Origin of the sequence: Caballeronia sp. INML1, from assembly GCF_023631085.1 — a bacterium.
GTDB lineage: Bacteria > Pseudomonadota > Gammaproteobacteria > Burkholderiales > Burkholderiaceae > Caballeronia > Caballeronia turbans.
In genome coordinates this window covers 75,490-101,335 of record NZ_JALQDT010000066.1, presented here as the reverse complement: position 1 = coordinate 101,335, position 25,846 = coordinate 75,490, and the positions used below count along the sequence as shown (strand labels likewise).

Sequence of the window (25,846 nt, the reverse complement as noted above, 5' to 3'; positions counted from 1 at the left end):
GCGGGCATAGCTCGCCTCAACACGCCGCCTCAAGGAGACACAGCATGTCCGACCATTTGCCGCCGGTGCGCGGCCTGCATCATTTCGCCTGGCGTTGCCGCAATGCCGAAGAAACGCGTCACTTCTACGAGGACATCCTCGGCCTGCCGCTCGTTCATCTGATCCGCCTCGACCGCGTGCCGAGCACGGGCGAATATTGCCCTTACGTGCATCTGTTCTTCGAGATGGCGGACGGCTCGAACATCGCGTTCTTCGATCTCGGCGACGAAACGGCCGCAGAGCCTTCGCCGAACACGCCGCCGTGGGTGAACCATATCGCGCTGCGCCTTTCCACGCTCGACGATCTCGAAACGATGAAGCAACGTCTCGTGGCTCACGGCATCGAGGTGCTTGGCATCACCGATCATCACTTCGTGCGCTCGATCTATTTCTTCGATCCGAACGGCTTGCGGCTCGAACTGACGGTGCCCGTCGCGTCGACTGAAACGCTCGCTGCCTATCGAAGGGAAGCGCGCCCCGCGCTCGACGCCTGGGCCAGCAAAGGAAAAAGCGTCGCATGACCGCGCTCAACTCGACTCATGATCCGGCCCGGCGCAGCTGGATCGACTCGGCGAATCTCTCCGACGCGGACTTTCCGATCCAGAACCTGCCGCTCGGCGCGTTCTCGCGCGATGGCGCGGCGCGTGCGGGCGTGGCCATCGGCGAACATGCGGTGGACTTGCATGCGCTCTTCGACAGCGGTCTGCTCGCGGCCGGCAGCGATGCGGCGATTGCCTGCGAAGCCACGCGTGACGGCACGCTGAATCGCCTGATGGCGATGCCGCAGCGCTACGCGAGCGCTTTGCGCGCCGCGCTGTCGGATCTGCTGAAAAGCGATGCGCCGCAGCGCGCGCGCATGCAGCAACGAGCCGACGCCCTGCTGCCGCGCATCGACACGCTCGAACTGCGCCTGCCGTGCGAAGTCGGCGACTACACCGACTTTCTCACGTCGCTTCATCACACCGAGCGCCACGGCCGCTACAAGGGCCTCGCCGATCCGCTGCCGCCCGCGTTCAAGTCGCTGCCGATCGCGTATCACGGCCGCGCTTCGTCGCTGCGCGTGAGCGGCGGCGACGTGCGCCGTCCGAACGGCCAGTATCGCGATGCGAACGGGCAGATCGTGTTCGGCCCCGCGCCCGCGCTCGATTTCGAGCTGGAGCTGGCGGCGTGGATCGGCGAGGGCAATGCGTTCACGCAACCGATCGCCGTCGACGATGCACACGCGCACATCTTCGGCTATTCGCTGCTCAACGACTGGTCCGCAAAAAGCATCCAGTGGTTCGAACAAGTGCTCGGTCCGTTTCTCGGCAAGAGCTTTCATTCGAGCGTGTCGCCGTGGATCGTCACGTCGGAGGCGCTCGCGCCGTTCCGCAAAGCGCCGGTCGCGCGCGCCGTGGATGATCCGCCCGTCATGCCGCATCTGCATGGCGCACGCGATCGGCAGCAAGGCGGGCTGCATCTGGAACTGCACGCGCATTTGTCGACGCGCCAGTTGCGCGAAGCCGGCGCCGCGGACCTGCGCATCACGAAAACGCATCTCGACAATCTGTACTGGACGTTTGCGCAGATGGTCGCGCATCACACGAGCAACGGCTGCAATCTGCGCGCGGGCGACCTGCTCGGCAGCGGCACGATTTCCGGCGCGGACGATGCCGCGCGCGCCTGCCTCACCGAACTCACCAACGCCGGCCGCGACCCGCTTCGCCTGCCCAACGGCGAGACACGCACCGCGCTCGAAGACGGCGACGAAATCGTGTTGAGCGCGCGCGCGACGAAGCCGGGCGCGGTGTCGATCGGCTTCGGCGAATGTCGCGGGCGCATTGCGCCGGCGTTCGTGCCGCGGCCAACGGAGGTTGCGGCATGACGCAGGCGTTCAACGGTTACACGCAGCTCGGCCACGGCCCTCGCAAGGTGCTTGCGATGAACGGCTGGTTCGGCAGCGCCGATGACTGGCAGCCGCTCGTGCCCGCACTCGATACGGATGCCTTCACCTACGTGTTCTTCGACTATCGCGGCTATGGCCGCTCGCGCGAGCGACACGGCGCATTCACCTTCGAAGAAGCCGCAGAGGACGTGCTCGCGCTCGCCGACCAGCTCGGCTGGGACACCTTCAGCCTCATCGGTCATTCGATGGGCGGCGTCGCGATTCAGCGCGTAATGCTCGCCGCGCGCGGACGCATCGATCGCATGGCGGGCGTGTGCGCGGTGCCCGCGTGCGGCTCGCGCATGGACGAAACGCGCCTCGCCGGGTTTCGTGCGGCTGTCGACGATGTCGAACGGCGCGCGGCGATCATCGCGTTCTCGACCGGCAATCGCCTTGCACCGCGTTTCACCGCGCATCTTGCGCGGGAATCGCAACGCCAATCGCGCGCGCAGGCATTCGCGGGCTATCTGCCGCACTGGGCGGCGAGCGATTTTTCCGCCGAGGTGACGGGCAACGAGACGCCCGTGAAGCTTTTCATCGGCGAGCACGATCCGTCGCTCACCGCCGACGTCATGGATCGCACCTGGCTCGCGTGGTATCCGCGCGCGAGCATCGAAACGCTCGCGAACGCGGGACATTACCCGATGTACGAAGTGCCGGTCGCGCTAGCGACCGCATTGGAAAACTGGCTGAAACAGGCCTGACGGCCACCGGCCGCGGGAGACTTCATGTACGAAACCCTTTACCTGCGCGCGTCCTCGCTCGATGAAGCGCTCGGCCTGCTGCGCGAACACGAGGACGCCCGGCCGCTCTCCGGCGGGATGACGCTGGTTCCCACGCTCAAGCAGCGTCTCGCCGCGCCTTCGCATCTGATCGATCTCACGCGCATCGAGTCGATGCGCGGCGTGAGCGTCGAAAGCGGCGTGCTGCGCGTCGGCGCGCTGACGAAGCATGCGGAAGTGGCCGCTTCGCCCGTGGTGATCGCGGCGATCCCCGCGCTCGCGCAACTCGCGAGCGTGATCGCCGATCCGCAAGTGCGCAACCGCGGCACGATGGGCGGCTCGGTCGCGAACAACGACCCCGCCGCCGATTATCCGAGCGCCGTGCTCGCGCTCAACGCACAGGTGCTCACTTCGCAGCGCCGCATCGGCGCCGACGATTTCTTCGTCGACACCTTCGAGACCGCGCTCGAACCCGGCGAGCTCGTGACCGAATTCGAGTATCCGCTTCCGTTGCGCGCCGCCTATGCGAAGTTCCGCCAGCCGGCGTCCGGTTATGCCGTGGTGGGCGTGTTCATCGCGCAGTTCGCGGATGCGATTCGCGTCGCGGTGACGGGCGCGGGCGCGTCGGTGTTCCGCTGGCTCGAGGCCGAAGCCGCGCTTGCCGCCGATCTGTCCGAAGCCGCGCTCATCCCGCTGAAGATGGATGCCGCCACCCTGCCCGACGACGCCAACGGCTCGTCCGCGTATCGCGCCCATCTGATCGAAACCTACACGCGCCGCGCATTGCTGGCGCTGCTGGCGCAGCCGCTGCGCCAGCCCGCCTAAACCGTTTTCAGGAGACAAGACATGGAGTTCACCGGATCGCAAACCATTGCCGCCTCGCGCGAGCAGGTATGGAAGGGCTTGAACGATGCCGCGGTGCTGCAGGCATGCGTGCCCGGCTGCGAAGAGTTCGTCGCACAAAACGACGACGAGTACAGGGCCGTCGTGATCGCGTCGGTCGGACCCGTCAAGGCGCGCTTCAAGGGCACGCTCTTGCTGTCGGAGCGCGACGGCCCGAACGGTTACAAGATTCTCGGCCAGGGCGAAGGCGGCATCGCGGGCTTCGGAAAGATGAGTGCGACGGTCACGCTCGCCGACGCCGACGAAGGCGGCACGCTTCTCACGTACGTCGCCGATGCGCAGGTAGGCGGCAAGCTCGCGCAGATCGGCTCGCGCCTCGTCACATCGGTGGCGAACAAGCTCGCGGCGGAGTTCTTCAAGCGCTTCAACGCGACGATGAGCGCAAACGCAAGCGCCGCCGCCGCACAGTAAGCGAGGTGAACCATGGCTGAAATCCAACTACGGGTGAACGGCGAGGACGTGACGCGCGAAGTGCCCGACGAGACGTTGCTCGTCGAGTTTCTGCGCGAAACGCTGCGTCTCACGGGCACGCATGTCGGTTGCGACACGAGTCAATGCGGCGCGTGCACGGTGCATCTCGACGGCGTCTCGGTGAAGTCGTGCACGGTGCTCGCCGCGCAGGCGAGCGGCGGCGCCGTCACGACGGTCGAAGGGTTGCGTAAAGACGAGAATGCTCCGCTGCATCCGGTGCAGAACGCGTTCGTGCAATGCCACGGCCTGCAATGCGGCTTCTGCACGCCGGGCATGATCATGTCGTCGAGCTTCTATCTGCGCCAAGAGCCGTCGCTCGACGAAGAGAGCATCTGCCACGCGCTCGAAGGCAACATCTGCCGATGCACGGGCTATGTGAACATCATCGAGGCCGTGCGTCATGCGGCGCACGCGATGTATCCGTCGCTCGGCGATGCCACCACCGAGGACGCCACACGATGATCGGCCAACCCATCCCGCGCCTCGAAGACCGGCGCTTCGTGACCGGCAACGGCCAATACACCGACGACCTGCGCGTCGAGGGCCAGGTTCATGCGGCGTTCCTGCGCTCGCCGCACGCTCACGCCGCGCTGCGCTCGATCGACGTATCGGCCGCGCGCGAGGCGCCCGGCGTGATCGCGGTGCTCGTGGGCCAAGATTATCTCGACGACGGCTTTCAGGGCGTCGATCACGTGCCCAATCCCATCGATGCTATCGACGCCACGAAGAAGGCCTTCCTGACTTCATCGACCGGCGAGATCTTCAACCAGCTGCATGTTCCGCTGCCGATCGACCGCGTGCGTTACGTCGGCGAGGCGATCGCGATGGTGATCGCCGACACCGCCCTCGCCGCGCGCAACGCGACGGAAATGATCGAGGTCGATTACGACGTGCTCGGCGCCGTCGTCAATGCAGCCGATGCGATGCAGGAAGGCGCGCCGCGACTGTGGGCGGGCGCGGCGCACAACCTGTGCTTCCAGACGCAGATCGGCGATCGCAACGAAGCGCGCCGCATCATCGCGGATGCGCCGTTCGTCCTCACGCGCGAGTTTCATCACAGCCGCGTCGTGAATTGCCAGATGGAGCCGCGCGCCGCGATCGGCGTGTTCGATGCCGAAAGCGGCGCTTACACGCTGATCTCCGGCAGCCAGGGCGCCGTGCGCCAAAAGCTCTGCCTCGCCGCCGCGCTCAAGGTGCCGCCGTCACAGGTTCGCGTCGTCTGTCCCGACACGGGCGGCGGCTTCGGCCCGCGTTCGTTCATCTACGTCGAGCAGCTTGCCGTGGTGTGGGCCGCGCGCCGCATCGGCCGGCCGGTGAAGTGGACGAGCGATCGCAGCGAAGCGTTCCTCTCCGACTATCAGGGCCGCGACCAGATCGTGCGCGCCACCTTCGGTTTTTCGCGGGACGGCCGCATCCTCGCCATCGACAACGAATGGATCGGCAATGTCGGCGCGCATACGGTGTCCTATGTGCCAATGTCCAATGGCACGCGCATCATGACGACCGTCTATGACGTGCCGCTCGCCGCCGTGCACATCAGCGCGGTGATGACCAACACCGTGCCGACCGCGCCCTATCGCGGCGCGGGCCGCCCCGAAGCGACGCACGTGATCGAGCGCATGCTCGACCTCGCGGCGGCGGAGCTCGGCCTCGACCGCGCGGAGATCCGCCGGCGCAATCTGATCGCGCACGAGAAGCTGCCGTACCGCAGCCCGATGGGCCTCACCTACGACAGCGGCGAATTCGCGCGCAACATGGCGCGCGCGCTCGAGCTCGCGCAATGGGACGGCTTCGAGGCGCGGCGCGCCGCCTCGCGCGCGAACGGCATGCTGCGCGGCATCGGGCTTGCGAACTACGTCGAGTCGCCCGTGGGCGCGCCGCGCGAGCGCATCGAACTGACCGTGCTGCCGGAAGGCCGCATCGATATCGTGTCCGGTACGCAGTCCACCGGCCAGGGCCACGAAACGACGTTTGCGCAGGTCATCGCGCAGCATCTCGGCGTGCCGATCGCGTCGATCGCGCTGCGCACCGGCGATACCGCGTTCGTGAGCGTGGGCGGCGGCAGTCATTCGGACCGCTCGATGCGCCTCGGCGGCATGCTGCTCGTCGATACCGCCGCGCAGATCGTGATGCTCGGCAAGCGCGTCGCAGCCGAGCTGTTCGATGTCGCGCCGGAGCACGTGAGCTTCGCTAACGGCGTGTTTTCCGATGCAGCTTCATCGCGTGAAATCGGCCTCTTCGAGGTGGCCGCCCACGTCGCGCGCGACGGTCTGCCGGGCGAGCGCGCCAAGCGCACGCTGTACGCCGAGGCCGAAGTGAACACGCGTGTCCCCGCGCATCCGACGGGCGCGGCCGTGTGCGAACTCGAAGTGGACCCGGACACGGGCGTCGTGAAGCTCGTCAATTACACGTCGGTCGACGATGTCGGCCAGCCGATCAATCCGCTGATCGTCGAAGGCCAGGTGCACGGCGGTCTCGCGCAGGGTATCGGACAGGCGCTGTCGGAAACCTGCTATGTCGATCGCGAAACGGGCCAGGTGCTGAGCGGCTCGTACATGGATTACGGCATGCCGCGCGCAGGCGTGATTCCCCGACTCAACCTCGAACTGACCGAAGACCCGACCCACGGCAATCCGCTGCGCGTGAAGGGCGGCGGCGAGAGCGGCATCACGCCCGCCACGGCGACGATCTTCAACGCGCTCGCCGACGCGCTCAGCGAATACGGCACCGACGAACTCGCGATGCCCGCCACGCCGAAAGTCGTGTGGGAATTCATCCACCGCGACGCATGAACACGCTCGACAAGGAGACCGGCATGACAAGCCCTCACGTTGCGATCCGCCGCCACGGCCCGCTCGTGGACGTGGTCCTCGACCATCCCGAAAACGGCAATCTGATCGACGCGCCGATGAGCGAGACGATCATCGAATGCATCACGACGCTCGACGACGATGTGAAGCTCGTGCGCATCCTCGCGAGCGGCCCCGACTTCTGCAAGGGCCGCCTTTCGCCGATGCCGCCGAAGGACGCGAAGCCGTCCGCCGAAACGCTGCGCCGCGTGGTCGCCGCGCCGCCGCTCGCGCTCTACGACGCGCTCAAGGCCGTGCGCGTGCCCGTGGCGTCGGTCGTGCGCGGCAATGCGCTCGGCGTGGGCTGCGCGCTCGCGGGCGTGTGCGACATCGCGCTCGCGTCCGACGATGCCGTGTTCCAGATCCCCGAAATGGAACGCGACATTCCGCCGACGCTCGTGATGTCGGCGCTGATCGGCCGCGTGCCGTTGAAAACCGTCGCACACATGGTGCTGAGCCGCGTGCGCTTGTCCGCGAGCGAAGCGCTGCACGCCGGGCTCGTGAGCCGTGTCGTGCCGGCGGCGAACCTGGACGCCGAAGCGGACGCGCTCGCCGACACGCTGCTCGGCTGCAGCGCGGTCACGCTGCGCGCGGTGAAGCAGTTCCTGCATCTCGCGCCCGAAATGCCGGCGAACGGTGCGAGCGGCTTTGCCGCGCATCTCGCGGCGACAGCGCTTTCCGCGCGCTTCTGAGGACGGCGCACGTGCGCCGTCACCCCCAAGCATCAAGGAACCCAGATTGAGACCCAACACCGCCATTCCTTCGACCGTCGATGGCACGCCCGCGCCCGACCTCGAACGCTTCCGCCTGCGCCGCTTCCTCGAATCGCTCGACGAGAGCGAACTCGAACGCCATGACGCGTCCGTCGATCTCGCCGACATCGCCGGCATCATGGAAGGCAACCCGCGCGCCGTGTGGTTCAGGCGGCCGTCCGGCGGCGCCGTGTCGCTCGCGGGCAGCGTCGCCGCGAGCCGATCGCGTCTCGCCAAGGCGTTCGATACGACGCCGCAGCGACTGCTCGACACCGTGCGCGAACGCCTGCGCGTGAAAGGCAAGCTCGTCGAAGTGAGCCGTGAGGAAGCACCCGCGCAGCAAGTCGTGCTCACCGGCGACGCGTGCGACTTCACCGCCCTGCCCGTGCATCTCCAGCACGATCTCGACGGCGCGCCGTACATTTCGGCGTCGATCGACTTCGCCGTCGATCCGGACACGGGCTGGACCAACGTCGGCATTCGCCGCCTGATGCTGCGCGGGCGCCGCACGGCGGGCATCGATCTCGTCGCGCCGTCGGATCTGCGGGCCATCGCCATCGGCCACGCGAAGCGCGGCGAGCGTACCCCGATCGCATTCGCCGTCGGGACGCATCCGGTCGATCATGTCGGCGCGACCATGCGCATTCCCGCCGACGAGCTCGAACTCGTCGCCGCGCTGCGCGGCGCGCCGATGGGCGTGGTCAAGTGCGTGACGAACGACCTGCTCGTGCCCGCCGACGCCGAGTTCATCCTGGAAGGCTATCTCGACGAGCGCGGCCACGCCGAGCCCGAAGGCCCGTACGGCGAATTCCTCGGCTATTACGGCGGCGTGAAGACGAATCCGCTGTTCCATCTGACCGCGATCACGCATCGGCGCGACGCAGTCTTTCAGACGTGCACGATCGGCGGCCGCTCGATGGCGCGCACCGATACCGCGCAGCTCGCCGCGCTGCGCACCGAAGTGACGGTGTGGCGCGCGCTCGAAACCGCCGTGCGCGAAGTGAAGGCCGTCTATGCGAACCCGGCCACCGGCGGCATGTTCAACGTGCGCGTCGCGATGCAGCAGCGCGTGCCGGGCGAGGCGCGCAACGCGATCGCGGCCGTGTTCGCATCGCTTGCAAACGTGAAGCATGTTTTCGTGGTCGATCCCGACATCGACGTGTTCTCGGACGAGCAGATGGACTGGGCGCTCGCCACGCGCTTTCAGGCCGATCGCGATCTGGTGCTCCAGGACAGCCTGCGCGCGATGCCGCTCGACCCGTCGCTGCTCGGCGCGACGAAAACGGCGAAGGCCGGCTTCGATCTCACGCTGCCGTTGCTCGCGCCGGGCGCCGAGCGCGATCTCGAGCATCGCGTGCCGACGCCGCCCGCGTATCGCGGCGCGCGCTTCGACTCGCTCGAAGCGGCGCTCGAAGACGGACCGAAGCGCTTTTCCGAACTGATGGCCGCGACCGGCACGCGCGACGGCCGCGAAGTGGTCCGCTGGCTCGAAGACACGGCGCAACGGCGCGCGATCACACGGGACGAGGAAGGCCGCTACGTCCTTGCGTGACGCACGGGCTGTCGCACCGGAAAGTCCCGCGGTGCGGCAGCCGCTGCTGCGGACGGGATAGAATCGGGCATGCTCCACGCCCGAAAAACAAACGGCCGTCGTCGATGAATCTATCCCTCAAGCAACTCAAGGTTTTTCTTGGCGTCGCGAATGCGTCGAGCTTCACGAAGACCGCGCAGAGCATGCATCTCAGCCAGGCGGCGCTTTCCGCGATCATTCGTGAACTCGAAACGCAGCTCGATTGCCGTCTGCTCGAACGCACCACGCGCACGGTCTCGCTGACCGAAGCCGGCCGCCTGTTCTATCCCACCGCGATGGCGATCGTCGAGTCGCTCGAGAAATCGGTCATCGAACTCAACGAGCTGGGGCGTCAGAAACAATCGTCGCTGCTGCTCGGCTGCACGCCGATGATCGCAGCGAGCCTCATGCCCTCGGTGCTCGCGCGCTTTTCGAATGTCTATCCGAACGCGCAGATCGAACTCGTCGACCGCAATCCGACCGAACTCGTGCAGATGGTCGAGGAAGGCCATCTCGACGCCGCGTTCGGCGTGTTCTTCTCACAGCTTTCCGGCATCGACCGCACGCCGATCTTCCCGACGCGGCTCGTCGCCGTATCGCCCGCGCAGGCAGGCGCGCCGCTGCGCGGCTCCGGCATGCGCTGGACCGCGCTCGAGAATCAGCCGCTCATCACGCTGCCGAAGGACAATCCGCTGCAACGGCTCATCGAGGCGACACTATCGAAAGAGGAAGTGACCGTGAGCCGCCGCATCGTCGTGGGTCACTTGCAGACAGCCATCGCGATGGCGCAGGAAGGGCTCGGCACCGCGGTCATGCCTTCCTTCTGCGAACATATCTGCTACCGCTACAGGGTGCGTGTCGACGCGTTGCGGCCCGAAGTTCCGCTTTCGTTTTATCGCATCACGCGAACCGGGCGCGACACGCTCGCCACACTCGACCAGTTCACGTCGATGTTCACCGAAGCCGCGAAGGAAGACCCCACCGGATTCAGCGACGCCGATATCGACGAGTGAGGCGCGGCGACGTTCCCCCAGACGTTCCCCCAGGCGTTGCACACGACCGTTCGGGAACATCGCCAGGAGCTCGCTTCTCGACTGTGCGTTCCATCCCGACAGCGAACGCGCCCTGGGGCGGAAAAAAGCTTATCTGCAGGCCTTTATGAACTCAATGAACGACGATCAGACTGCATCGCGCGCCGGAACGTTCTTTGCGCGAGCCCAGACAAGCCGAGAGCGATTCGGCTTCTTTGTGGGAGACACATCATGTCAGTCGATACAAACCATATGAACATCGTTGGCAAAGGCGCGGCAACGGCAGATGGTCCGGGCCCGGACGTCATGGCCGCGAGCACGCTGGATGGAAATAACGTGCTGAGTTCCGATGGGGACGATGTGGGCAAGATCAAAGAGATCATGCTCGACGTCGCTTCTGGTCGCGTCGCCTACGCGGTTCTCTCGAGCGGCGGCTTCCTCGGTATCGGAGATAAGCTGCTGGCGGTTCCGTGGAGCGCTTTGACGCTCGACACCGACAACAAATGCTTCCGGATAGCGGCGACTACTGAACAGGTGAGGAATGCGCCGGGATTCGACAAGGACGGTTGGCCCTCGATGGCGGACCGTTCGTGGGCGGATTCGATCCATCGCTACTATGGCCGGCCGCCATATTGGCAGCGCCTGGAGCGCGACGATGCAACATATCGCGACGTTCCGCCGGCGTTCTAAACGATAACCTTCCAGGATCGGCGGCGCCTTAGGCGTCGCCGGGTCGAACTGCACCGCTCGTCAGATTTTTTCAGCAGAAGACTCGACGACAAGAGCATCAGCAAGTGCTTCCTTAATGCGGGCCGTCCCGGCGGCGTCCTCGACGATCACGATTAGTGTAAAGAGCAAGCGCGAAACCGACGACGCTTCGTGCTTGAGCGCAGCCGCACCGAATGACTCGTAATGCGGCGCAAGAGAAGGATACAGTCCTAGATCTTCGCCATGAGCGGCAAAGGTTGCGTGGTCTTCCATGCAGCCAGTGTCGCGTTCCGTGCAGTACTCAGTGCTCGCAATGTAACGCGCTAGCCTGATTGAATCCAGTTCATGCACTTCGCTTCCATAGCCCAGCATCAGTTTCTCTGACGCATGTTCTGCCGCTCCCGCGCTCGAGAACTTCGCTATTAAAGTTCTGGCCACTTTTCCTCCTTCCACATCGCTGGGCGGACAGGTTTAAACGTCGCCTGCGAATGACTATTTGATTTGCACGGCAGTTCCTCCAATGTTGGTTAGCACGAGCCTTGCCGCGAGATTTGGCGGAGCTGCAATGGACGCTCAACGGTTCTCATTTCGGCAAGATGAGATTCACTATCGTCGGGCCGCAAGAGCACGCAACAATAACGAAGGCGAGCGGAACATTTTTTGCGCAATAAAGGGCGGCGACGGATTTCGATTTCCTTTAGTCGTCGCGATATCGGATTCGAGCTGGAAGTCGCCAATTTGCTATGGCTCAGCCGGGAATCGCGGCTTCGAGAGTGCCGCAAGTTTGCCTTTAAAAATAGACGTACAGGAGATTGCAATCATGAAAAAGTTAATAGCTGTCATCGCATCCGCATTGCTAGCCACTACTGTTTTCGAACAAACGGCGGCGGCGGCAGACGCTAACGATGCGCAAAAAGCTCAGCTGAAGGCAAACAGTGAGAAGATGGAAGCGCAGGCCACCGCGAACAAGAAGAAGGCGGAGGCACAGACCGATGCCGAGAAGGCGCAGGCCTCAGCTAATGAAGACAAAGCGTCTGCTCAGGCCGACGCCGACAAGAAGGCCGCCAAAGGCGCCAAGGCGACCACGCCCGCCGAGGCGTCCGGCGCTCGACATGATGCGGCGAACGCGCAAGCCAAGGCCAATAAAAAAATGCAGCAGGCCCAGAGCAAAGCTGACAGAAAGAAGCACGACGCCGCAAACGATGCGAACGTAGCACAAGCGAAGGCCGACGAGAAAAAGGTCGAAGCGCAAAACGACGCTAACAAAAAGGCGGCGGAAGCCAAAGTCGACGCCGCAAAGAAGCAATAGAAAATGATGGGCGATCGTGCCGCTGGCCGATCGCCTTTAATCGTCACTCGTCCTGGCGCAGTCCGCACTGACGCTTTTGGCATTCATCGCGACACTTTTTTGTTTTCGATGAGCGGCCTTCGAAGCAGGGTGCGCTAGCTCGTCCATCAAGGCTCCTCGACGCGGGTCCAGGACGCATCGGGATCGAACTCGGTTAGCGGCTGTGCCGATGGGCCGCGATTCTTTTGATACACGACGCCGTTGTTGTTGACGACGAAAGTCATCACGCCGCTTGCGCCATACTGCGCGGGGTACGCGGCCATCGCGAAGCCGGCCAGCATGCGCCCGTTGATGATGTAGTTGAAAGGGCCGCCCGGCGCGTGCTTTCCCTGTCGCGTGAGAATGCGGAAGTAATATCCGTGATATGCATCGCCTGGGTTTCGATCCTTGAGATAGTTCGCGCTTGCTGCGATCAGCGGCCCGAACGGACTCGGCTCTTCACCCTTCGATTCATCCGCCGGCCAATACAGCCCGTCACGCTTGCCTGGCGTGCTGCCGAGCTTGCGCGCGTATTGCAGCACGCCGTCGCCCACGCGGTCGCGCGTCGCGTACTCGCGTTGCGCATCGACATACGCGCGCATCACCTTGATGGCCTCGCGCTCGTTCGCGCCGATGCGCCGATCCAGCACTTCCTGCTCGCCCTCTTCGGTTGCGAAGCGCCACGCGCCCTGCGTGCGAACGAGTGGAATCGGCATGGGCCACGCTTCATCACCGATACGCAGGATGCGGCGGTCCGGCGCCGTTTCCTCCAGCATGTGATACGCATTGAACTCAGCGAGCGCGTTGGCGCGCAGCTCGCGGTTCTCGGCTTCATCCGGCGTCACGACGAGTTCCTTGTGCGCATCGCCGAAGATGGCGATGAGTGCGGCGTCGTCGTTCGACTTGAGCGCCTGTTCCAGTGCACTGACCGCTTCGTCCGGCGTTTTGAAGGTCTGCTGCGACCCGGCGGCGAGAGCACCCAGAGGAACGGTGAGCATTGCGACAACTGAGCATGCGACGAACCGGCGGGACAAGATATTCACGAAACGTCTCCTATCGGCGGCCGACGCGGCCGCCCCCGCCGAATCCACCGCGCGCACCGCCCGAAAAGCCGCCACCCTGAAAATTGCGCCCACCCGGCCCGCCCGACATCGACTGCCGGCTCGCTGCGCCGCGCGTGCTGTCCGCTCTGGCGCCCTGGGCGGACCCGTAGCCGCTGAACGCGTCGCCACCCCGTCCCTGAAGGTTGCCGGCGCTCTGTGCGCGTGGCGACTGCGCGGCCGTCGGGGCGTGCGCGCCAGCGCGTTCGCCGCCCGCCGCGCCGAAGTTGCCGCCGCTGGCGCGAGTCGGAGCGTCGCCCACGCGCTGGGCCGATGCGCGTGTGCTGGCACCCGACACCTGTCCGGGCTTCTTTTCCGAGCGCCATTGGGTCGAGCCCTGAGACGCAGAGCTTCCGTTCGCCGAGCGGTTCGCAGCGCGATTGCTCAGCTCGTTCTTGACCTCGGCCCGGTTGACATTGCCTTCGCGGTTGATGTTGATCGTGTTGTTGCCGCCGCTGTAGTTCGCTTCGTAATGCCCGCCGTGCCACGCCGCAGTGATCGCCGCGCCCCAGATAAGGCCGGTCGCGAACGCCGCCCCCGGCGCGTAGGGATAGTAGTAGACCGGATAAGGCGCCGGCCAGTAGCTATATACCGGCGTCGGGCTGCTGATGACAACCGTCGACGGGTTGTACTGAGGCACGTAGATGACTTCGGGATTCGACGGAACAATCTTGATGACTTCCTTCTCGACCACCACCGTCTGCTTGTCATCCGTCTTGAGATTTCCCACTGACTGGGTCTGACGTCGGAAACGCTGCACGGCCTGCAGCACGGCGCTTTGATCCGCGACCACCGCTTCGCCGAGCGCCACGGTCCAGTCGAGGTCGTTGCTCATTTTCTTCAGCACTTCGGGGTAATTCAGCAGCGCCTTGATCGGGTCCTGCCATGCTTCGTTGACCGGCAAGTCCTTCTCGGTTTTTCTGCGATCAAGGAACCGGTCTGCCTGCACTACTTCCACCGGATAAGTCGATGCCGGAAGAATGATCGCGACGAGGTCATCGGGATAGAGTGCGATCGGACCGACGAGCTTGTCCAGCGAACCCGAATCCATCGCTACCGGTGGCGCAGGTCCTGCCTCCGACGCCTGAGCCATGGTTTGCGTACCGCTTGCGACAGGTGTCGGAGCGACCGTTTGCGCACCGCTTTCCGGCGGCGTCTGAGGGACTGCGCACCCGCCTGCGCACAGCGCGGATGCGATCACGATCACGCTAAAGCACTCACGCATGTCCAGCACCACCGACATTGGCTATACCGCGCGTGTCTCAGTTCCGAAGAACATCAGATTGCAAATCTCGTTCGACGCAAGCGGTCATTGCGCGCTCGCACCGCCATGTGCTGCTGCGATCGCCGCGTCGCGCTCTTTGGCGGCTTCCGCCTTCTTGTGCTCGAAGACTTTCTTGGCCGCTGCGACTTTCTGATTATATTTTTTGTTGGCTGCGGAGATTTCCATTCGCATCTTGACGATTTCGTCGTTATTCGCAGGTTGAGCCGCGCCCTGATCGGTTTGTGCCCACGCATTCGTTGCGAGCGCGATCGACATCAGCACTACAGCTCCGTTGAGACGATTCATGACTGCCTCCTCTCGTTGACTGCCACCAACTTCTTCACGGAGATCCGAGGTGTGCCGGCCGTTCCTCTCCGCGCAAACATTTCCAGGAACGACAACGCGATAAAAACCGCACTCTGCTCTGCTCACAGTATGCGAACGCGTTCGTGAATTCAAGAAAGCCGTCGCGCGTGCCCGAAACAACAAGAAGGAAAATGTCGCGCATTAAACCATGCGCTCGTATTCACAGAGGTGCACGCACCGTGTAGAGGGCACGTCGCCGACGTGACTGTACTCGTAGCCGACGTACCGTTGCCTTCCAGCGTGGTGGAGACGTCGTGAACTTGCGACACGACCGGGTCGTCGACCTTCCTTCGTCCTGGACAAAGCGCGAAAGCCGCTCCCCACTGGAATCCGGTCCGGCTTCCGAAGTTATATTGCGCGATAACCCCGCCTGCCCGGCGGCATTTCGATTTTTTTTTAACCGATCGAATTGTCGTGCCACCGATCGCCAAGCGTCGTCGTTGCAAAAGTCGATTCACAACGGTCGAGGATGCCGCTATCTTGATGCACACACCACATCCAAGATGTCTCGACTCGTCGTCCGGAACTCACATCATGCTCGCTCGCAAACTCAGGCTGATCGCGTTGCTCACTGGCATGCTCGTCTGCTCCTGGCCGGACGTGTCTTTTGCAACGGAGCAGGCGCAACAACGTCGCGCCGGCCGCGACGTCCGTCAGGATACGCGCCAGAACGCCCGGCACACCAAGCAGGACTGCCGCGCCGCCAATCAGCAAGCAAACGCGCATTGCCGACACGACAAGCGGCAGACAAAGCAGCACGGGCGTCAAGCTGCAAGAGACATCAAATACTGACTACGCGAGACGCGCCCACTGACGACAACTGGCCTGCATTTCACGCGCGGCGCAACGCCGTCCGAAACATGCTGCCTGAGCGATGATGCGCTCGTGCATGGCGGCACGCGTGCAACCATTTCTCAGCGGGCATGACTTTTCCCGTCGACAAGCCGCTCATGCGCAAGCCGCTGACGTCCGGGCATGCGTCCATGGGGCCGATGCGAGCATTCTCTTTGCGTGGGCCCGCATCGGAAGCGCTAGTTTGCGTCGGATTGCCAACGAAGGCTGCGCGGCCGATCGAAAACCAGCAGCATCAAGCACGCATAAAAGGAAACCGCGAGAAAAAGCCCCATGCGCACCGCGAACGCGGCATAGACGTCTTTGCCCGCGATGCTGTCCTGCACTGACTGGCCGAGCAGGATGATCATCGTGACGAGGCCGTTCACCCAGACGCCCGGCGAGTAGCGCGTCATCCTTATGCCATAGAGCCTGCGCCCGACCATCAAACCGAACAGCAGCATCCATAGGAAGAACATCCAAAGGTGCACGGAGAGTTTCAGCGCGAACCAAAATATGATCGCGAGCAGTCCACCGAGCAGTGTCGAGCCGATGAGATCGCGCGCCGCCCCACGCGCGGTCGTCGTGCAGCTCTGTCTGCCGAGGCTGACTGACTTCATGATGATCGGCATATAGCTTGTCGGATCGGTCAATGCGAGAAGGTACGCTGGCATGACCACGAGCGCGGCGCGCAGCGCAATGCGTCTCGCCTGACCGGAGGACACGGCCCTCGCCGCAGGCGGTGGCTGCGCGCTCGCTGGCTCGGGAAACAGGCCGTGCATGAGCGCGGACACCAGCAAGGCGAGCAGCAACCCCTTCACCAGCGCGCCGACCACCGTTACGCCCACCTGGAAGTCGGCCGTGCCGGCCGCGGAGATCATCGTGAGCCCCGCCACCAGAAAGGTCGCGACCAGATTGTTGCCCCCACGTACCCCGTAGAGGAACGCAAGGAATAGCAACAGGCCGACGAGCATCACGCCGGCAAGCGCGTAATGTCGAAGCAGCGGAACGAGCAGCAGGCCGCTGCCGGTGGTCAGCATCACGATCAGCGCCAACATCGCGGCTGCCTTGAACGAAAGCGGCCGGTTCTGTGTCGCGAGCAGAAAGACCGCGAACACCGGCGCGATCACGGGAACCGGGAAATCCAGCGCGAAACTGATCGCGAGGCACAACGCCGTCCCCGTCGCCATGCGCAGCGTACGACCATCTCGAAGCGGGAGCCTGTTTTCCATGGCGTCATCAATAGACGTAGGCCAGCCAGCTCATCGCACGCAGGAAAATGCGACCGAGCGGATTGAGCGGATTGCCTTCGCTCGGAAACGCCATCACCTCGGCCTGCCCGCCCACACGCATGTTGCTCAGGCGCGCGCGCTCGTCCTTATCGAACTCGACGATCACGGGGAAGCGCTGAGCCGGTCGCAGCCAATCGCGGCTTGTCTGCACACTAGGCAGACTGCCGGGTGGCGTGCTCTGCCCCACGCTCACACCGAACCCGATGCTGCGAATCCGCCCTTTGAAAACTTTGCCCGGGAGCGCATCCAGCACGATAGACACCGGTGTGCCGGGCCTGAGGCGGCCGAGATTGTTTTCGGTCATGTCCGCGCTGATCCACACGTCGCGGATTGCAATGAGCGTCATCACCGCCTTGCCTGCCGAGGCGAACTGGCCGACTTCGGTGCCGAGATCGGTAATGACGCCGCCGGTGCGCGCCCTGATGCGCGTGTTGGCGAGATCGAGTTCGGCCCTCTCGAGCGCTGCGGCGGCGCTGCGCAACTGCGCGTTCTCCGCCTCGATTCCGCCCTGCTGTTCGCGCGCACGCTCGACTTCCGCACGCGCCGCGACAACCTGACTTTGCGCTTGCTCGTACGTCGCTCGCGCCACTTCGAGACGCCGCAGCGAGATCGTGCCCTCGTCCTCGCGATACAGCCTTTCGAGCCGCTCGCTGTCCTGCCGCGCCTTGACCTCGTTTGCGATGGCCGCACGCAATGACGCACGCGCCGAATCGATGGCAGCCGTGCTCGCGCCGATCTGGCGGCGCATGGTTTCGAGATCGGCCCGCGCACGGTCGGCGGCGATGCGATATTGCTCGCCTTCGATCTCGAAGAGCACGTCGCCCGCGTTGACCTCTTGATTGTCACGCACCAGCACGCGCGTCACCCGACCCGATACTTCCGCGGCCACGGGCACCACATAGGCCTGCACGCGCGCCTGCTGCGTATAGGGCGTGATGCGGTCGGCAAGCAGATACCAGATCAGGCTCACGACGATCAAAGCGACGACCCACTTCACCGTCCTGCCCGACGGATCGTCGGCCGGTGGCGGCGGCGGAGCGGGTGACGGTGGCGCCGACGGCGTCCGCGCCGATGCGGTATCGGACGGCTCGGACTTCTCGCTCATCGGAACGCTCCTTCGGACGGCGCGTTCGCCGCCGGGGGCACGCTCACCTCGTTTAGCAGGTCGCCCCAGTTTGTGCGTTGCTGCATTTGCTGGCGTGTCGCGGGGTCGATGAGCGGCTGGCGCGTGGTCCAGCCACCGCCCAGCGCCTTGTAGAGCGCGATCAGACTGCCGACCGCATTGCGCCGGTTGACGACATACGCGTCCTGCTGGGCGAACAGCGCGCGCTGTGCATCGAGTACCCGCTGGAAGTCCGAATATCCTTCCCGATAAATCGTGCTCGCGAGCGTCAGCGAGCGCCGCGCAGCCAACTGTGCCTCGTTCAGGATGGCGTCGCGCCGCAACGCGGCGTTCATGGCCGTGGCGGCATCATCCGCCTCGCGCGCCGCCTCGCGCACGGTGTTCTGGTAGGCGACGGTCAACTGCTGCAGCCGCGCGTCCTGAACACGCACGTTGTTCGTGATCCTGCCGTGATCGAAGACGTTCCAGACGACGCTCGGGCCGGTCGCCACGGCAAGCGTGCTCGGTGAGCCGGCGAGCGAGCTCGCGCTGAAGCCGAGCGTGCCGAGCAGGGACACCGACGGATAAAAGTCCGCCTCAGCCACGCCGATGAGTGCCGACTGCGCGGCCATCTGATATTCGGCGGCGCGCACGTCGGGGCGGCGCAGCAGCAGATCGGCGGGCACGTCCTGAAGGACGGCATGGTCCACGAGCGGAATCACGCCTTCCTTGCCGGACGACACATCGAGTTCCGGCAACGGGCCGGGCGGTCGCCCCATCAGCAGGGACAGCGCGTGCCTGGCGAGCACGATCTGGCTCTCCAGATCCGGAATGCTGCTCAGCGTGCCCAGGTACTGAGTCCTCGCCTGCTGGAGATCGAGTTCGTCCGTCTCGCCGGCCTTGAAGAGCTTTTGCGCGATGTCGTAGCTGCGCTTCTGCAACCGGGCGTTCTCGCGGGCGATGCGCAGGCGCGCCTCGGCAGTGCGCAGCGTGAAATAAGTGTCGGCCACCTGCGCGTGCAACAGGACCAGCGCGGCATCGCGGTTCGCCTGCGCGGCGAAGAACCCGGCGTCCGCCGACTCGATCGCGCGCGCGAAACGCCCCCAGAAGTCGAGTTCCCATCCGACGACGAAGCCCGCGCCATATTGCAGATAGACGCCCGAGCGGGGCTCGAATCCGTCCGAGCGCTTGCGTGCCGACACGAGCACCTCGCCGCTGGCCTGTTGCACCTGCGGGTAGCGCCCCGCGAGCGCGATGCCGAGTTGCGCGCGAGCCTCGATCACGCGCAAACCGGCGATCTGCAGATCACCATTTCCCGCATCGGCTTGTGCCATCAAGCGTTCGAGGTTCTCATCGCTGAAAACCGCCCACCACTGCCGAACGTCGGGCTGCGGCGCCTGCTGCGTGACCTGCTCGAGCGACGCGCTGCTCCAGTGCTCGCTCCACCTCTCGTGCTGCGGATGAAAGTCCGGCCCCACGCGCATGCAGCCGCTCAGGAACCACGCGAGGCTCACGCTGACGCGGGCGGCCCGCCGCAGCCGTCTCATCCCGCTCGCGTGCATTGATGGGGACATGGCGCCGTCTCCGCGGCGCCCTTCACTGAGGCTCCCGTTGTTGCGCGGTTTCGGGGGCCGGCTGGTCTCTCACCCACCGCCAGAACAACTTGTAGGCGACTGCGAGCATCACGGGACCGATGAAGAGGCCGATCACCCCGCCCGTCACCATCCCGCCGAGCGCGCCGATCAACACGACGGGCATCGGTACGGCGACGCCTCGCCCCAGCAAGAGCGGCTTGAGCACGTTATCGGCCAGTCCCGCGACGAAAATATAGACCGAGAAGATGATCGTCGCCGTGCTCACTCCCTCGGTGACAATCACGAAGATGATGACCGGAACGGTGATCAATGTGGCGGGCAACTGCATGATGCCGATCAGTAGCACGGCGAGGGCAAGCAGGCCCGCGCCAGGAATGCCCATGACGATGAAACCGATGCCGATCAACAGCATCTGGATGAACGCGATCCCGACCACACCCTGCGCCACGGCCCGGATGGTAGCCGTGCACAGATCGGCGATCTGCTGGCCGTTTTCGGGCCCGGAGATGCGCGAAGCGATCTGCACGGCGCTACGATAGCCCTTCTCGCCGTGAGCCATGAAAATACCCGCGACGATCAGGGCAAGGAAAAAGACGAGCAGCCCGGCTCCCAGACCGGTGATTGTGCCGAGCATGGCAAGACCGGCCTCCTTGAGCTGGGGCGCGAACTTCTGCGCGAGACCTGAGATATCCGTGGATGCCTGCGCCCAGAAGCCGTATATTCGCTGCCCCACCAGAGGCCACGCGGCCACCGATTCTGCAGGAGGCGGAATCTGGAAGTTACCGCTCCTGATGACGGCCATCGCACGCTCGATCGAATTGGCCACCGCCACGCCCAGCAAATACGTCGGCACGAGGATGACGACGAAGGCGACGAGGACGATCAGCGAGGCGGTGAGGCCATCCTTGCCTGAAAGTACGTTGCGGAGTCTGAGCTGAAGCGGATAGAGCGTGACCGCAAGGATCAGCGCCCAGACCATCAGGTCGAGGAACGGGACGAAAACCCGGAAACAGAAGACGGCCAGAACGGCAACGAGTCCGGCGCGAATCAGGACGTCGAGCAGCTCTCTGGAGAGCGTGCGCTCGGGAATCGGCGATAGCATCTCGTGCCTCCTCGCAGTTTGCCGCGAGCATTTCCGTGGGCAAACCATGCTTGCCAGGGATCAACTTGGTAACCGGACGCAACTTCTCAATCGCTCGCGCGGCGGCATCGCCACTCACTGAGTCGTGCCGCTCACGTTCAGGACGTGCCGATGAATACGCACGCAAAGACTGCATGCCAGAAGATATGCGCTCCCGAGAATGCGCTCACCCGTCCAAGTCTAGGACGGGCAGCACGACTTCACAAACGAATCGGTGCATGGTGCCCGCGATCACCATATGGGCACCGTAATCGCGAAATGACGTCTACTCTGTTCGAGCCTGCGCAGTCGCCTCGAAGAGCCGCCGGTGAACGAGCAGCAAAAGAGGCGTCGAGACCATCGACAGCGCGACGACCAGCGTGACGAGCGATGCCTGGCGTTGATCGATGACACCGGCGGCCAGTGACGCGGCCATAACGACGAACGCGAACTCGCCGCCCTGTGACAGCAAAATGGCGAAGTAGCCGCGCTGCGAATCCGGCACTTCAAAGCGGCTCGCAAGAAACCACTGCGCGGCCGCCTTCACGCTGACCACCGCCACGACGAGCACCGCAACGCGCACCGGCTCACGCATCAGCACGCTGAAATCCATCGACATACCCACCGCAATGAAAAACAGGCCGAGCAGCAAGCCCTTGAATGGCGCCATGTCGACTTCGACTTCATGGCGGTAATCGGAATCGGCGAGCAGTACGCCCGCGACGAAGGCGCCCAGGGACATCGACAGATGCACGCTTTGCATGAGCAGTGCAATGCCGATGATCCAGAGCAGTGCGAACGCAGTGAAGATCTCGGCGACGCCGGTGCTGGTGATCAGCCGCAGCACGACGTTCAGCAGATAGCGGCCGACGAGCGCTATCGCGCCCAGCATGGCAAGTGCCTTCAGGGCGACGAGCCAGCCCGATTCCGCCGCGGGTACGGGCACCGTCGTACCGAGCAATGGCAGCAGCGCGATCAGCGGGATGGCGGCCATGTCCTGGAACAGCAGAATGCCGAATCCGGCGCGGCCCGTCGGCATGTCCATGAGCTTGCGCGCCTGAAGCTCGGACATGACCATTGCGGTCGATGACAGCGACAGCGCGAGGCCGCCAGTCAGTGCGACTCGCCAGGGCAGTCCCAGCATCATGAAAATCCCCAGCAAAGCAGCGGCACAGACGGTCATCTGCATCGTGCCGTAGCCAAAGATGGTGCGGCGCATCGCCCACAGCGCGTCGACCTTCATTTCGAGGCCGATCACGAACATCATCAACACGATGCCCAACTCGGAAAAGTGGAGGATGGCGTCGACGTCGGTCACGAGCTTCAGTACCCAGGGGCCGATCATGATGCCTGCCAGCAGGTAGCCGAGCACCGCGCCAAAGCCGAAGCGAACAGCCAGCGGCACGGTGATCAGCGCCGACGCAAGAAAGATGACCACGTCGATCAGCAGCTTCGTCATGCGTCGACCTCCCGAACCGGCACGCGATGAACGCGCATGGGGCACCCGAACCGGCTCAACGGATGGCACCGGAGCACCGAACGCGCGAGACGTAGGCGGCGTGCCCTATTGGAGCGCGACCGATCTCGTCTTATTCTGCGGGACCGGACGATGAGCATCGCATGCCGGGGCCTCTGGCATCGTCGACATTCTTCAGTGAAACGAAAAGCCTGCTCCCGGTGGTCGCCGTGATGATGCGCCCGCAACCGACAATCCGAATGAACTTGATATCGGTCGCGACGGCGACGGGCGGGCTTTGCGCGCCGTGCCCTCGATGCGCCCAATTGTCTTGCCTGCGTATCACGAAGTGTGCTGCGCGCCGCGCGAGGCAACACCGGACCAGTTCAACTATCTCAATCTCTCAGATAGTCGATTGTGCATTGTTTGTCATTAGTTTTTTGTGGGGGGCTTACACGTTGTGTCGCTCCCTAACCAGCATCAGCGGGATCTCGACGAGACTGGCTACCCGATTGGGAACGCTGCCAAGATAGGCTCGCGCGCCGCCGCGCCTGCCGTGCGTTCCCATCACGATGAGATCCGCATCGCAGCGTTGTGCTTCACGCAATGTGGCGCTCGCTATGTCGTCGGTGCCGGTCTCTGTGCTGATCAGAGCGGTCGAGACCAGTGAAGGCGTTACGTTGTGCAGGCATTCAAGCTCCTTGGCCGCGGCCGCGATCGCCAAGGTTCCCTCCTTGACCAAAGCCAGCTCGAGCGGGGTCGCCGGCATCAATCCGCCGGGACATATCGCGCGGTCCACGACATAGACCACGCGTATCTGCGTGTCGGCGGCTGCGAACCTCGCTCCGACGCCCACTGCCACAAGCGACGTTACGCTGCCATCGACCGCGAAGAGGACGCGCTGCACGCCGGCGTCGTATGTACTTTCGTATACGGCCGGCACGACGATCAATGCGCATGTCGCGAACCGGCTGAGCCTGTCCATCACCGCTGGGTCGAACCACCTTACCAATCCGTGATGCTGGCGGATACCAAGAATCAGCAGGCCCGCGCGATCCTCGCCCGCCTCTGCGGCAAGTTCATGTACGACGCTATCACCTTCCTTCGCGAGATCGATTACGCGACTTCGCACTGCAGCAACCGACTTTGCAAGCACAGTGCTCGCCTCGGTGATCGCGCGTTCCGCTCGTTCCATCAGTTCCCTGTGCTCCATGCCGCGATCCGGCTCCGAGCGAGCCGTGTTCGATGCGTACTCGTGCGGATCGAGCGCCAGGGAGAGAATCGTCAGTTTGGTGTCGGGGGTTGCAAGTCGCCGCGCGAACCCGGCGGCGCATCGAGACACTTCCAAAGAATCCAGGCAGAGAACGATATGCTGAGAGCCGCGGGGTTGCGGCGGCGCATCCTTGATTGGTTCCATGACTCATTCTCCCGGCGTGTACAGCAGACGCGGCGTGCCTCCGTCCGAGGCCATTGGCACTCATGCGCCTGTCCTGCACAGTTCCGTGCACTGCACGCTGCGAGAACCGTTCGTTGTTGCTAGCGCGACGACGAAACGGACGGCGGAAGCCCGAAGTGCGTTTTGACGTCTCTCACGCCCGGGACGTTCTCGGCCGCAACGCGGATCGCGTTGCCTTCTTCCGAAGGAATCACGGGCCCCCAGAGATGAACGGTTCCGTTCTCAACGGTGACGTTTTCCCGCGCGAGCGCCCAAGGATGATCTTTCATGGCCGCGAGCACGTCTTCGCGGATCGCGTTATCGCCGCTCTCCGCCGCAGTGGACACGTCGGGCGCCATGGTCACGAGCGCGCGAATCAGGTTGGCCCGGCTCACCACGCCGACAACTTTTCCGTCGCGCATGACCGGCACACGTTTGATACGGCGACGATCGAGCAGCTCGGCGATATCGGCGACGGGACATGTTTCAGTCACCGTCGAGACGTCGGTCGTCATCACATCTTCGACCTTCCTCGCGTGTTCCTTCACATACTGGTTTGCGAGTTCAGTCGTGGACGCAGCAAGCTCCAGCCACCACGAGCGCTGTTTGACGCCGGTCCCGATCTCCGCGCGCCGCATCAGATCGCCCTCCGTGACCATACCAAGTAGCCTGCCGGACTCGTCGACCACAGGCATCCCGCTGATGCCAGCGAACACCATCATCCCCGCGGCGTGCCGTATGGACATGTCCGGACTGGCCGTAATGATCCGGGTTGTCATGATGTCGGAAGCTCGCACGTTCATCTCCTTCGGGGAAGTCATCGCGGTGTGCCACGACGGTTGGTGTGCCGTTTGTGGGCCGTGCGCCTGACTTCGGAATCAGGGCAACTTCATGAGGTACACAACCGAATCCGCATTACCGGCGAGTTCTACACCGCGGGGCCCGCCCAGTCACAATTCAACTGGAGCGAGGCAATCCCAAGACAAAAAGCAGAATGCCGCTGTGGTCACAGTATGCGAACTCCAAAGTGAATTCAAGGAACCGGACGCGTGCGTGTCTCGTTGGATCCGGACGCTTTGAAGCTCGAATCGATCGCTCGTTTCGAATGTGAGGAAAAAATCCTCGGCGAGCCTGTCGCCGTAGTCAGCAATTAAAGAAATCGGCGACTGACTGGATTGCTCAATGCGATACGCCCTCCGACCGGACCGTTCTCCGCAATACGATGTCGCGTTCGGGATCGGGCAGCGCAAGGATCGCGTGCATTGTCACTCGCATCGCCCAGCATGCTTCGACGGGTGCCGCGGCTCTCGGGTCTCGGGAATAAGCCAGGTAACGCGCGATGTTCGCTGGAATATAACCAAGCTCATTCAGCAAAGACCGCTTCAGGCTCTCGTCGGCATGCGCGTATTGCTGGGCGGTGGGCACATCCGGCCGTGTTTCAGACCCGGCTGCTCGAAGGGCGGCCGACAACACATGAAAATACGCGTCGATATCGGCTTCAGATATCGCACTCAGCGAGATTCGATCGACGACTTCGCTCATTTCGTTCAAACCGAAGCAATCGGATGGAACCAGCGTGTCGAGGAACTTCGATATGAGCGAGACATATTGCAGCCGTAGCGCCGGCGACAGTCGTTCGAGGCCGTCCGACATCAGTTCGGCACGGGCGCGTGGATTCAAATAGATTTTGCTCGAACGACGGGCGTTTCCGGCGACCATGGAATCGGCATTGATGCGCGAGACCCAGGCGAGGATGAGTTTCCCTTTATCGGAAGCGGGATCGACGCCGTTTGCAACCAGCATCTCGTCGTAGACGGGTCGACGGTTTGCTGCGGAAAGCGCTGGCGAGTGATCGAGCACGGTCGAAGTGCCGAGCCAAAGCTCATCATATCTGAACGCAGCATGGACTTGAGACGCGTACATTGCCACAACCAGACAGGCGATCAGGCTACCGAACAAGGCATTCATGTCCCCCTCCGCGCCCGATGA

The 25,846-nt window shown here is 63.9% G+C and carries 25 protein-coding genes; 13 read left to right on the top strand and 12 right to left on the bottom strand.

What is annotated here, in order from left to right; genetic code table 11:
* The first annotated feature begins 44 nt into the window (after positions 1 to 44).
* From NCR38_RS27170 to NCR38_RS27120, 11 genes are all read left to right on the top strand, one after another.
* A complete protein-coding gene (locus NCR38_RS27170) occupies positions 45 to 560 on the top strand; it encodes a VOC family protein (RefSeq protein WP_250477846.1) in 516 nt (171 codons plus the stop codon).
* Complete coding sequence (fahA, locus tag NCR38_RS27165) at positions 557 to 1,903, top strand: fumarylacetoacetase (protein ID WP_061116450.1); 1,347 nt, start codon at positions 557 to 559, stop codon at positions 1,901 to 1,903. Before NCR38_RS27170 ends, fahA begins: the two co-directional genes overlap by 4 nt.
* On the top strand, positions 1,900 to 2,667 hold the full coding sequence (locus tag NCR38_RS27160) for an alpha/beta fold hydrolase (protein WP_061116449.1): 768 nt from the start codon (positions 1,900 to 1,902) through the stop codon (positions 2,665 to 2,667). Before fahA ends, NCR38_RS27160 begins: the two co-directional genes overlap by 4 nt.
* 24 nt (positions 2,668 to 2,691) lie before the next feature.
* Complete coding sequence (locus NCR38_RS27155) at positions 2,692 to 3,510, top strand: xanthine dehydrogenase family protein subunit M (RefSeq protein WP_250477845.1); 819 nt, start codon at positions 2,692 to 2,694, stop codon at positions 3,508 to 3,510.
* A 21-nt stretch (positions 3,511 to 3,531) separates the two neighbouring features.
* Positions 3,532 to 3,999, top strand: coding sequence for a carbon monoxide dehydrogenase subunit G (locus NCR38_RS27150; protein WP_061116447.1), 468 nt, complete (start codon positions 3,532 to 3,534; stop codon positions 3,997 to 3,999).
* A gap of 12 nt (positions 4,000 to 4,011) precedes the next feature.
* The gene (locus tag NCR38_RS27145; RefSeq protein ID WP_061116446.1) at positions 4,012 to 4,521 is read left to right on the top strand and encodes a (2Fe-2S)-binding protein; all 510 of its coding nucleotides are present in this window, start codon (positions 4,012 to 4,014) and stop codon (positions 4,519 to 4,521) included.
* Positions 4,518 to 6,851, top strand: a complete 2,334-nt coding sequence (locus tag NCR38_RS27140; protein WP_061116445.1) for a xanthine dehydrogenase family protein molybdopterin-binding subunit — start codon at positions 4,518 to 4,520, stop codon at positions 6,849 to 6,851. The genes NCR38_RS27145 and NCR38_RS27140 overlap by 4 nt, the downstream gene beginning before the upstream one ends.
* A 23-nt stretch (positions 6,852 to 6,874) precedes the next feature.
* Entirely contained in the window at positions 6,875 to 7,600 is a 726-nt protein-coding gene (locus NCR38_RS27135) for an enoyl-CoA hydratase/isomerase family protein (RefSeq protein WP_250477844.1), read from the top strand.
* A gap of 46 nt (positions 7,601 to 7,646) precedes the next feature.
* Positions 7,647 to 9,212 (top strand): UbiD family decarboxylase, encoded by a 1,566-nt coding sequence (locus NCR38_RS27130; protein ID WP_061116444.1) that lies wholly within the window; start codon positions 7,647 to 7,649, stop codon positions 9,210 to 9,212.
* Positions 9,213 to 9,316: 104 nt separating this feature from the next.
* Positions 9,317 to 10,243 carry a LysR family transcriptional regulator gene (locus NCR38_RS27125; protein WP_061116443.1) on the top strand — a complete coding sequence of 309 codons (927 nt, stop codon included), beginning with the start codon at positions 9,317 to 9,319 and terminating at the stop codon, positions 10,241 to 10,243.
* Positions 10,244 to 10,492: 249 nt separating this feature from the next.
* The gene (locus tag NCR38_RS27120; RefSeq protein WP_061116442.1) at positions 10,493 to 10,951 is read left to right on the top strand and encodes a PRC-barrel domain-containing protein; all 459 of its coding nucleotides are present in this window, start codon (positions 10,493 to 10,495) and stop codon (positions 10,949 to 10,951) included.
* A gap of 60 nt (positions 10,952 to 11,011) precedes the next feature.
* Here NCR38_RS27120 and NCR38_RS27115 read toward each other — a convergent pair whose 3' ends face one another.
* The gene (locus NCR38_RS27115; RefSeq protein WP_143756278.1) at positions 11,012 to 11,407 is read right to left on the bottom strand and encodes a hypothetical protein; all 396 of its coding nucleotides are present in this window, start codon (positions 11,405 to 11,407) and stop codon (positions 11,012 to 11,014) included.
* A 127-nt stretch (positions 11,408 to 11,534) separates the two neighbouring features.
* Between NCR38_RS27115 and NCR38_RS27110 the strand changes: the two genes are divergently transcribed.
* On the top strand, positions 11,535 to 12,278 hold the full coding sequence (locus NCR38_RS27110; protein WP_250477843.1) for a hypothetical protein: 744 nt from the start codon (positions 11,535 to 11,537) through the stop codon (positions 12,276 to 12,278).
* 146 nt (positions 12,279 to 12,424) lie between these two features.
* Here the strand turns inward: NCR38_RS27110 and NCR38_RS27105 are convergent, their stop codons facing one another.
* From NCR38_RS27105 to NCR38_RS27095, 3 genes are all read right to left on the bottom strand, one after another.
* A complete protein-coding gene (locus NCR38_RS27105) occupies positions 12,425 to 13,339 on the bottom strand; it encodes a DUF2950 domain-containing protein (RefSeq protein WP_250477842.1) in 915 nt (304 codons plus the stop codon).
* Positions 13,340 to 13,349: 10 nt separating this feature from the next.
* Entirely contained in the window at positions 13,350 to 14,489 is a 1,140-nt protein-coding gene (locus tag NCR38_RS27100) for a DUF3300 domain-containing protein (protein ID WP_250477841.1), read from the bottom strand.
* A gap of 216 nt (positions 14,490 to 14,705) precedes the next feature.
* Positions 14,706 to 14,966, bottom strand: a complete 261-nt coding sequence (locus NCR38_RS27095; RefSeq protein WP_061116438.1) for a hypothetical protein — start codon at positions 14,964 to 14,966, stop codon at positions 14,706 to 14,708.
* A 594-nt stretch (positions 14,967 to 15,560) separates the two neighbouring features.
* Here NCR38_RS27095 and NCR38_RS27090 point away from each other — a divergent pair.
* Positions 15,561 to 15,818, top strand: a complete 258-nt coding sequence (locus NCR38_RS27090; RefSeq protein ID WP_061116437.1) for a hypothetical protein — start codon at positions 15,561 to 15,563, stop codon at positions 15,816 to 15,818.
* Between the two features lie 239 nt (positions 15,819 to 16,057).
* On the opposite strand, the gene NCR38_RS27085 is transcribed toward NCR38_RS27090, so the two are convergent.
* The 8 genes from NCR38_RS27085 to NCR38_RS27050 all read right to left on the bottom strand — a co-directional run bounded on the left by NCR38_RS27085 (position 16,058) and on the right by NCR38_RS27050 (position 25,825).
* Positions 16,058 to 17,089: a DUF2955 domain-containing protein gene (locus tag NCR38_RS27085; RefSeq protein WP_061116436.1), complete on the bottom strand. Its 1,032-nt coding sequence runs from the start codon at positions 17,087 to 17,089 to the stop codon at positions 16,058 to 16,060.
* Positions 17,090 to 17,096: 7 nt separating this feature from the next.
* A complete protein-coding gene (locus NCR38_RS27080) occupies positions 17,097 to 18,254 on the bottom strand; it encodes an HlyD family secretion protein (RefSeq protein WP_061116435.1) in 1,158 nt (385 codons plus the stop codon).
* Positions 18,251 to 19,798: a TolC family protein gene (locus tag NCR38_RS27075; RefSeq protein WP_061116434.1), complete on the bottom strand. Its 1,548-nt coding sequence runs from the start codon at positions 19,796 to 19,798 to the stop codon at positions 18,251 to 18,253. The genes NCR38_RS27080 and NCR38_RS27075 overlap by 4 nt, the downstream gene beginning before the upstream one ends.
* A gap of 49 nt (positions 19,799 to 19,847) precedes the next feature.
* Complete coding sequence (locus tag NCR38_RS27070) at positions 19,848 to 20,948, bottom strand: AI-2E family transporter (RefSeq protein ID WP_061116433.1); 1,101 nt, start codon at positions 20,946 to 20,948, stop codon at positions 19,848 to 19,850.
* A 304-nt stretch (positions 20,949 to 21,252) separates the two neighbouring features.
* Positions 21,253 to 22,425, bottom strand: a complete 1,173-nt coding sequence (locus NCR38_RS27065; protein ID WP_061116432.1) for a monovalent cation:proton antiporter-2 (CPA2) family protein — start codon at positions 22,423 to 22,425, stop codon at positions 21,253 to 21,255.
* A 448-nt stretch (positions 22,426 to 22,873) separates the two neighbouring features.
* Positions 22,874 to 23,839: a universal stress protein gene (locus NCR38_RS27060; protein ID WP_086960726.1), complete on the bottom strand. Its 966-nt coding sequence runs from the start codon at positions 23,837 to 23,839 to the stop codon at positions 22,874 to 22,876.
* A gap of 119 nt (positions 23,840 to 23,958) precedes the next feature.
* Positions 23,959 to 24,660: a CBS domain-containing protein gene (locus tag NCR38_RS27055; protein ID WP_086960724.1), complete on the bottom strand. Its 702-nt coding sequence runs from the start codon at positions 24,658 to 24,660 to the stop codon at positions 23,959 to 23,961.
* Positions 24,661 to 25,036: 376 nt separating this feature from the next.
* On the bottom strand, positions 25,037 to 25,825 hold the full coding sequence (locus NCR38_RS27050) for a hypothetical protein (RefSeq protein WP_143756276.1): 789 nt from the start codon (positions 25,823 to 25,825) through the stop codon (positions 25,037 to 25,039).
* Positions 25,826 to 25,846: the final 21 nt, after the last annotated feature.

Excerpts from the sequence above, each read along its gene's own strand:
- NCR38_RS27170 (WP_250477846.1), top strand. The coding sequence starts at position 45 with ATGTCCGACCATTTGCCGCCGGTGCGCGGCCTGCATCATTTCGCCTGG.
- fahA (WP_061116450.1), top strand. The coding sequence starts at position 557 with ATGACCGCGCTCAACTCGACTCATGATCCGGCCCGGCGCAGCTGGATC.
- NCR38_RS27160 (WP_061116449.1), top strand. The coding sequence starts at position 1,900 with ATGACGCAGGCGTTCAACGGTTACACGCAGCTCGGCCACGGCCCTCGC.
- NCR38_RS27155 (WP_250477845.1), top strand. The coding sequence starts at position 2,692 with ATGTACGAAACCCTTTACCTGCGCGCGTCCTCGCTCGATGAAGCGCTC.
- NCR38_RS27150 (WP_061116447.1), top strand. The coding sequence starts at position 3,532 with ATGGAGTTCACCGGATCGCAAACCATTGCCGCCTCGCGCGAGCAGGTA.
- NCR38_RS27145 (WP_061116446.1), top strand. The coding sequence starts at position 4,012 with ATGGCTGAAATCCAACTACGGGTGAACGGCGAGGACGTGACGCGCGAA.
- NCR38_RS27140 (WP_061116445.1), top strand. The coding sequence starts at position 4,518 with ATGATCGGCCAACCCATCCCGCGCCTCGAAGACCGGCGCTTCGTGACC.
- NCR38_RS27135 (WP_250477844.1), top strand. The coding sequence starts at position 6,875 with ATGACAAGCCCTCACGTTGCGATCCGCCGCCACGGCCCGCTCGTGGAC.
- NCR38_RS27125 (WP_061116443.1), top strand. The coding sequence starts at position 9,317 with ATGAATCTATCCCTCAAGCAACTCAAGGTTTTTCTTGGCGTCGCGAAT.
- NCR38_RS27120 (WP_061116442.1), top strand. The coding sequence starts at position 10,493 with ATGTCAGTCGATACAAACCATATGAACATCGTTGGCAAAGGCGCGGCA.
- NCR38_RS27110 (WP_250477843.1), top strand. The coding sequence starts at position 11,535 with ATGGACGCTCAACGGTTCTCATTTCGGCAAGATGAGATTCACTATCGT.
- NCR38_RS27100 (WP_250477841.1), bottom strand. The coding sequence starts at position 14,489 with ATGGCTCAGGCGTCGGAGGCAGGACCTGCGCCACCGGTAGCGATGGAT.
- NCR38_RS27095 (WP_061116438.1), bottom strand. The coding sequence starts at position 14,966 with ATGAATCGTCTCAACGGAGCTGTAGTGCTGATGTCGATCGCGCTCGCA.
- NCR38_RS27090 (WP_061116437.1), top strand. The coding sequence starts at position 15,561 with ATGCTCGCTCGCAAACTCAGGCTGATCGCGTTGCTCACTGGCATGCTC.
- NCR38_RS27085 (WP_061116436.1), bottom strand. The coding sequence starts at position 17,089 with ATGGAAAACAGGCTCCCGCTTCGAGATGGTCGTACGCTGCGCATGGCG.
- NCR38_RS27080 (WP_061116435.1), bottom strand. The coding sequence starts at position 18,254 with ATGAGCGAGAAGTCCGAGCCGTCCGATACCGCATCGGCGCGGACGCCG.
- NCR38_RS27075 (WP_061116434.1), bottom strand. The coding sequence starts at position 19,798 with ATGAGACGGCTGCGGCGGGCCGCCCGCGTCAGCGTGAGCCTCGCGTGG.
- NCR38_RS27070 (WP_061116433.1), bottom strand. The coding sequence starts at position 20,948 with ATGCTATCGCCGATTCCCGAGCGCACGCTCTCCAGAGAGCTGCTCGAC.
- NCR38_RS27065 (WP_061116432.1), bottom strand. The coding sequence starts at position 22,425 with ATGACGAAGCTGCTGATCGACGTGGTCATCTTTCTTGCGTCGGCGCTG.
- NCR38_RS27060 (WP_086960726.1), bottom strand. The coding sequence starts at position 23,839 with ATGGAACCAATCAAGGATGCGCCGCCGCAACCCCGCGGCTCTCAGCAT.
- NCR38_RS27055 (WP_086960724.1), bottom strand. The coding sequence starts at position 24,660 with ATGAACGTGCGAGCTTCCGACATCATGACAACCCGGATCATTACGGCC.
- NCR38_RS27050 (WP_143756276.1), bottom strand. The coding sequence starts at position 25,825 with ATGAATGCCTTGTTCGGTAGCCTGATCGCCTGTCTGGTTGTGGCAATG.